General features: G+C 45.6%; 7 protein-coding genes. 3 read left to right on the top strand and 4 right to left on the bottom strand.

The window, feature by feature from the left end:
- Positions 1-190: 190 nt before the first annotated feature.
- Genes JHD69_RS18725 through JHD69_RS18715 form a run of 3 tightly spaced genes read right to left on the bottom strand, consistent with a single transcriptional unit; the run spans position 191 to position 2,207 of the window.
- Positions 191-916, bottom strand: coding sequence for a ZIP family metal transporter (locus JHD69_RS18725; RefSeq protein ID WP_199141868.1), 726 nt, complete (start codon positions 914-916; stop codon positions 191-193).
- Positions 916-1,479 (bottom strand): phosphatase PAP2 family protein, encoded by a 564-nt coding sequence (locus tag JHD69_RS18720; RefSeq protein ID WP_199141867.1) that lies wholly within the window; start codon positions 1,477-1,479, stop codon positions 916-918. Before JHD69_RS18720 ends, JHD69_RS18725 begins: the two co-directional genes overlap by 1 nt.
- Positions 1,476-2,207 carry a class I SAM-dependent methyltransferase gene (locus JHD69_RS18715; RefSeq protein ID WP_199141866.1) on the bottom strand — a complete coding sequence of 244 codons (732 nt, stop codon included), beginning with the start codon at positions 2,205-2,207 and terminating at the stop codon, positions 1,476-1,478. The genes JHD69_RS18720 and JHD69_RS18715 overlap by 4 nt, the downstream gene beginning before the upstream one ends.
- A gap of 169 nt (positions 2,208-2,376) precedes the next feature.
- Here JHD69_RS18715 and glmM point away from each other — a divergent pair, with 169 nt between their 5' ends.
- Genes glmM through JHD69_RS18700 form a run of 3 tightly spaced genes read left to right on the top strand, consistent with a single transcriptional unit; the run spans position 2,377 to position 5,677 of the window.
- Positions 2,377-3,765, top strand: coding sequence for a phosphoglucosamine mutase (glmM, locus tag JHD69_RS18710; RefSeq protein WP_199141865.1), 1,389 nt, complete (start codon positions 2,377-2,379; stop codon positions 3,763-3,765).
- An 11-nt stretch (positions 3,766-3,776) separates the two neighbouring features.
- A complete protein-coding gene (locus JHD69_RS18705) occupies positions 3,777-4,925 on the top strand; it encodes a cysteine desulfurase family protein (RefSeq protein WP_199141864.1) in 1,149 nt (382 codons plus the stop codon).
- Positions 4,926-4,951: 26 nt separating this feature from the next.
- A complete protein-coding gene (locus tag JHD69_RS18700) occupies positions 4,952-5,677 on the top strand; it encodes a hypothetical protein (protein WP_199141863.1) in 726 nt (241 codons plus the stop codon).
- A gap of 79 nt (positions 5,678-5,756) precedes the next feature.
- Here the strand turns inward: JHD69_RS18700 and JHD69_RS18695 are convergent, their stop codons facing one another.
- Positions 5,757-5,960: a hypothetical protein gene (locus JHD69_RS18695; protein WP_199141862.1), complete on the bottom strand. Its 204-nt coding sequence runs from the start codon at positions 5,958-5,960 to the stop codon at positions 5,757-5,759.
- Positions 5,961-6,222: the final 262 nt, after the last annotated feature.

Genomic DNA, 6,222 nt, shown 5'->3' with positions numbered 1-6,222 from the left:
CCCCCCCCCCCCCCCCCCCCCCCCCCCCCCCCCCCCCCCCCCCCCCCCCCCCTTTTAGATGTGTATAAGAGACAGGCCTTGCCCTGTTGAGAAAAATGGATAAGGAAGTAGATTTTTCTACCTTCATTGTCAACAGCCTTACCGAAGAGGAAGCCGAACAGCTAAATGTTTTGCTCGACAAAATGAGGGGCTAGTGCCCGTGTCCGGCGCTGTAAAAACCGATTAAAGCAATACCGATCCCTAATAGTACAGCGAGCATTTTGCGCTTGTTGATTTTGTGGTCGGCACTTGATTCGAAAAGAATGGTGGTAGAAATGTGCAGGAATATACCAATTACAATGCCCATTACCTTATTGTAATAAGGCTCCATACCGCTAATGCTTCCGTTGCTGAGGCTGGTGCTGAAATAATAGCCTGCAGGAGCCATGATGGCAAATACAACAATGTAGAAGATTATTCCCTTGGCCTTAAAATGGTTTTGTAGCAAAATGCTGGCCAGCGCAAAGGCGGCCGGAATATGATGCAAGGCAATGCCGAAGATAAGTTCGTTGTTAGGGTCTTTGGCCAAAGGCATGCCCTCTAAAAAAGCATGCAGGCAAAGGCTGATCATGATGCCCCATGGAAAAACGTGTCCATCGTGGTGCTTATGGATATGGCCGTGTTCAACCCCCTCCGAAAATTGTTCCAAGAAAATCTGCAGCAAAAAGCCAATGAGGATAAAAATGCCGATTTCGCCCTTGTCGCTGCCACTGTAGGCATCGGGGATCAGGTGAAGCACGGTAATGGCAAAAAGGTAGGCACCACTAAAAGAAAGAATAAGCTTAAGCAGTTGCGACTTGTCGTTTTTGACCATAAAAATAGCCGTACCTCCAAAGAAGGCACAAAAAAACAAAACAAGGAACTTCCAGATTTCCATTAGGGCGCAGGTTTAATTTTCTGGTAAATAAAAAAAGTAAAAAAGCCAATAGCTGTACCCAAAAGCGCACCTACAAAGGTATCGATGGGATAGTGCACGCCAACATACACCTGTGCAAAGCTAACCAGCAGGGCCCAAGCCAGGCCCAAAGGCAAAATCGGCTTCCATTTTTGATAGAATAGGCAAATCAGAAAAACGGCAATGGCAAAGTGGTTGGTGGCATGCGACGAGGGAAAGCTGTAGCCGCTGCCGCAAGGCACCCTGTGGATGATATCGTGTACCAAAGTAGGTTCATTGCAAGGCCTGAGCCGGGCAACGGCAGGCTTAATAAGCCTTGAGGCAATCAAATCGCCCATGGCAAAGGTGGCCAAAACCATACCAATCATGTAATAACCGGTTTTTTTGTATTGCCTGATACAGAAAACCACAATAAACAGGTATAATGGCGACCAAAAGAAACGATTCCTGACCAAGGGCATCAGCCAGTCGAAAAAATCATTGCTGAGGCCACGATGGACTTTTAAAAAAAGTCCGGCATCAAACTGTTGAAGTGTTTCGATCATGCTTTTTTGCAAATAAGGATTAACCGGTCAGACTTCATCTCGTCGTAAGGAGCTAAGCCATAGCTGCCAAAAGTTTCGGTAATGACCAGGCCGCTTTTTTGGAACATGCGCTCAAAATCGGCCAGGAAAAATGCCTGTACGCGCTCCTCAAAAGCGTATGTTTTCAGACGGTGCTCAAAGTTGATGTGCTTGATGATTTTGCCTTCCGATACGAATTTTTTAAGGTGGAATTCAATGCCGTCAACCGTTTTGGTTTCTTGATGGGTCAGGTTCTTGATGATCTTTTGCGTATTGAAATAGTCGATTACCAAGGTGCCGTTCACCTTCAAGCCCTTTCTAAATGCCTTTAATGCATTTACATGGTCCTTTTCGGTATCAAAATAGCCAAAGCTGGTAAACAGGTTCAGGGCAATGTCGAAATAGTTGATGTAAGACAGCTTGCGCATGTCGTGCACATAAAAATGCAGGTTTTTCTGCTCAAACTGCTGCGCATATTTAATGCTCTGCTCAGAAAGGTCAATTCCGGTAACGTCGTAGCCTTTTTTGTTCAGGTAAATGGCATGGCGGCCACGGCCACAGGCAATATCCAGGATGCGGCTATTGGCTTCGGGCCTCAAATGGGCAGATAGATTGTCTATTAAAAACTCGGCCTCCTCATCGTTACGTTGACTGTAAAGGATGTGATAATAAGGAGAATTAAACCAATGTTGAAACCATTTACGTTGCATTACGCTATTTGTTGACGTTTTTTGATAAGGCAAATATAGTATTTGTAGAACAGCAAATCTGATTTTATTTCTCAAAATGCAAATCAGTTGCTTTTAAAAATTACCTTGGCATGTGTTTAATTGGCATTCATTAGGCAAAAAATTACTATTTTTGGAAAAATCTACAACCTTGACATTAATAAAATCTATTTCTGGAATTAGAGGGACCATTGGCGGAAAGGCCGGCGATGGGCTGACCCCAATCGATATTGTTAAATTTACGGCCGCCTATGGTTCGTGGGTGATTAACAAAACACAAAACAAAAAAATCGTATTAGGCCGCGATGCCCGCATTTCGGGTGCCATGGTCAACCATTTGGTCATCGGTACCCTGCAAGGCCTCGGCATTGAGGTGATTGACCTGGGCTTGTCTACTACGCCAACCGTTGAAATTGCCGTTCCGCTCGAAAAAGCCGGAGGAGGCATTATTTTAACGGCCAGCCATAACCCAAAACAATGGAATGCGCTGAAGCTGCTGAACGAAAAAGGTGAGTTTATCAGCGATGCCGATGGCAAGGAAGTATTGGAAATGGCAGAAAATGCCGATTTTGCTTTCGCCGATGTCAACGAACTGGGCAAGGTAACGCCAAACGATACTTACCTGCAAAAACACATCGATGCGATTTTGGCCCTGCCACTGGTTGATACAGCAGCCATTAAAAAGGCTAATTTCAAAATTGCCATCGACTGTGTAAATTCTACCGGTGGTATTTTTGTGCCGGCTTTGTTGAAAGCTTTGGGTGTTGAAACCGTTTATGAGCTTTATTGCGAACCAAACGGCGAATTTCCGCACAACCCTGAGCCTTTGCCAGAGCATCTGACCGAAATTTCGAAGGTAGTACAAGCCAAGCGTGCCGATTTAGGCATTGTGGTTGATCCAGATGTTGACCGTTTGTGTTTTGTAAACGAAGATGGCAGCATGTTTGGCGAAGAATATACCTTGGTAGCCATTGCCGATTACGTGCTTAAAAATACACCGGGCAATACCGTTTCTAACCTTTCGTCAACCCGTGCCCTGCGCGACGTGACGGAGAAGGCCGGTGGTCAATACAACGCCGCTGCGGTAGGCGAGGTCAACGTGGTAAACCAAATGAAGGCTACCAATGCCATCATTGGCGGCGAAGGCAATGGTGGCGTAATTTATCCAGAATCGCATTATGGCAGAGATGCCTTGGTAGGTATCGCTTTGTTCTTGTCGCACCTGGCCAAAGTGGGCAAAACCATTTCGGTGTTGAGGAGCTCGTATCCGGCTTACCATATTTCGAAAAACAAAATTACGCTTACCCCAGAAATGGACATCGACGGTTTGTTGCTTAAGGTACAGGAGAAGTACAAGAGCCAGCCGCATAGCACCATCGACGGGTTAAAGATAGAGTTTGAAAAAGAATGGGTACATTTGCGCCGTTCGAATACCGAACCAATCATCCGTATTTACAGCGAAGCCGAGAATGAAACCGTGGCCGAAAACCTGGCCAACAAGATCATTACAGATATTAAAGAAATATTACAACTCAATTAATACCAAACCAAATGAAAAGGGTTTATTTAGATAATGCGGCCACTACGCCTTTAGATGAAGCAGTAATTGCCGAAATGACCAATGTAATGCAGAATTTCTACGGAAATCCGTCAGCTATACACGCATTGGGACGCGAGGTAAGAACCTTGGTAGAAAAAGCAAGGAAAACGGTAGCGGGACTTCTGAACGCATCGCCTTCTGAGATTTTCTTTACTTCTGGAGGTACCGAGGCTGATAATACAGCCATTCGTTGCGGTATTGCCGCTTATGGAATTAAACATGCCATTACGTCTAAAATTGAGCACCATGCGGTTGAGCATACCTTAAACATGTTGTTGAAGGATGGTGTAATCGATAAATTGAGTTTCGTAAATATTGATAGCAAAGGCAACGTCGACTATAACCATTTGGAAGAGCTGCTGCAAACCAATGGCCGTACTTTTGTATCGCTGATGCACGCCAACAACGAGTTGGGTACCTTAACCGATATGGAAAGGGTAGGCGAGATCTGCGAAAAATACGATGCCATTTACCATGCCGATACCGTGCAAACCATGGGCCACTATGTGCACGATGTACGCAAGCTGAAAGCGCACTTTATTGTTTGTGCGGCGCATAAGCTGCACGGACCCAAAGGCGTGGGCTTTTTGTATGTAAACAGCAATATCAAAATTCCACCGATGATTTACGGCGGTGCCCAGGAGCGCAACATGCGTGGCGGTACCGAAAACGTATATGGCATTGTAGGCTTGGCCAAAGCGCTAGAAATTGCCTATGCCGAAATGGAAGCGCACCAAACCCATATACAAGACCTGAAAGACTATTTAAAGGCACAACTGGTGGCCGAAATACCTGGTGTAGCCTTTAATGGCGAAACCGATGCCGATAAGAGCCTTTATACGGTCCTAAATGTTTCTTTCCCTGAAATGGACATGGCCGATATGTTGTTGTTCAACCTCGATATCAATGGTATCTGTGCGTCTGGAGGTAGCGCCTGTTCGTCGGGATCAAATATTGGTTCGCACGTATTGAACGGCATCAAAGCTGATCCTAATCGTCCAGCCGTACGTTTTTCTTTCAGCAAATATACCACCAAGGAAGATTTGGATTATGTGATTGAAAAAGTGAAAATGGTGGTGAAGCAAAGTGCCTTGGCCTAGTAGCCAAAGAACCTGATTATCGTTTAATGAAACGCTGTATTGCCTGTTTGATCATTGCTTTGAGCTTATCCATCAGCAATAGAAGTTACGGGCAGGCTGCGCTAGCGGCTAAAGTGTTGGCGCAGCTCCACATAGAGCGTAGCCAGTGCAACGAAGAACTGATAGCGGAAAAGCCATTGCCTTATCGTAAAGATTGGTCGGTAGTAGTTATCCCTAAGTATAACGAAAAAGAGGAAGAGTCTTTTTCGCTTGATAGCTATATCCTTTTGGTCGATAACCAAACCGGGAAGATCATCAGCAAATACTTTGAAGAAGGCACGGCTAATGGCTGGACATCGGATGCGGTAAGACTGGAAAGCATTTTTATAGATACAGATCCCTATAAAGTTAAAGCTGGTGTAAATGCGTTTGCCATTAAACTTGCTTTTAGGGGAAGTTCAAGTCCTAATCCTTACAGCAGCGAGCGGATTTCTATTTTCGAACCTCAAGGCGCCCAAATCAAATGCCTGCTTAAGAATTTTGAAACTGAAACCTATACGGGTGAATGGGATATGCACTGTGCAGGCGTATTTAACGAAGCCGTAAGAACGTTGAGCTTTTCAAAGACCGTTTCGCAGGGCTATTACAATATCATCGTTAGCAATAAAGTCAAGCATATTATTAGCCAAAAGGTAAACGACGATTGCAAGGAGAAAATAACTTCAAAAACAACAGCAAAAATATTAAGGTTTAAAAACGGAACATACCAATAAACCTAAAATATGCTGGTTTTACAAATAAAAAACCTCATAGTTGATGGCTATGAGGTTTTTTTGTGGGAATGACTTGAGCTTAAAAAACGGTATAGTCGCCCGAGGCATCAATAGGACCGGTAGTTTCCAAAAGACTGATCTGAAAATCGTTTACCGTGATGGTTGATGCCGTTGCAGAAGTCGACGAGTAGGTAAAGCCGGTTACATGAACATCTGGACTATCAACACCTATTACGGTGTTTGTACCCGTGCGGAAAGAGATTAAAAATTCCCATCCATACATTGGATGTGTTCTTGACCCCTGAAGAATTATTTTCTTCTTGGTAATCAGGCTGGTTTTGGCCGAGGCTGCCCAATACCTGCAAAGCGTCTACCCCAGCGATACACAAGACGTAAAGGCCTGTCTCTTATACACATCTGACGCTGCCGACGAACCACGACATGGGTAGGGGGGGGGGGGGGGGGGGGGGGGGGGGGGGGGGGGGGGGGGGGGGGGGGGGGGGGGGGGGGGGGGGGGGGGGGGGGGGGGGGGGGGGGGGGGGGGG

This window comes from Pedobacter sp. ASV12 (assembly GCF_016429155.1).
GTDB lineage: Bacteria > Bacteroidota > Bacteroidia > Sphingobacteriales > Sphingobacteriaceae > Pedobacter.
Note: the sequence above shows the minus strand (reverse complement) of the source record. Positions and strands in the feature narration are given on the sequence as shown.

What these genes read in the sequence shown, in the direction of transcription:
- JHD69_RS18725 (WP_199141868.1), bottom strand. Translation starts at nt 916, where the DNA reads ATGGAAATCTGGAAGTTCCTTGTTTTGTTTTTTTGTGCCTTCTTTGGA.
- JHD69_RS18720 (WP_199141867.1), bottom strand. Translation starts at nt 1,479, where the DNA reads ATGATCGAAACACTTCAACAGTTTGATGCCGGACTTTTTTTAAAAGTC.
- JHD69_RS18715 (WP_199141866.1), bottom strand. Translation starts at nt 2,207, where the DNA reads ATGCAACGTAAATGGTTTCAACATTGGTTTAATTCTCCTTATTATCAC.
- JHD69_RS18705 (WP_199141864.1), top strand. Translation starts at nt 3,777, where the DNA reads ATGAAAAGGGTTTATTTAGATAATGCGGCCACTACGCCTTTAGATGAA.
- JHD69_RS18700 (WP_199141863.1), top strand. Translation starts at nt 4,952, where the DNA reads ATGAAACGCTGTATTGCCTGTTTGATCATTGCTTTGAGCTTATCCATC.
- JHD69_RS18695 (WP_199141862.1), bottom strand. Translation starts at nt 5,960, where the DNA reads ATGTATGGATGGGAATTTTTAATCTCTTTCCGCACGGGTACAAACACC.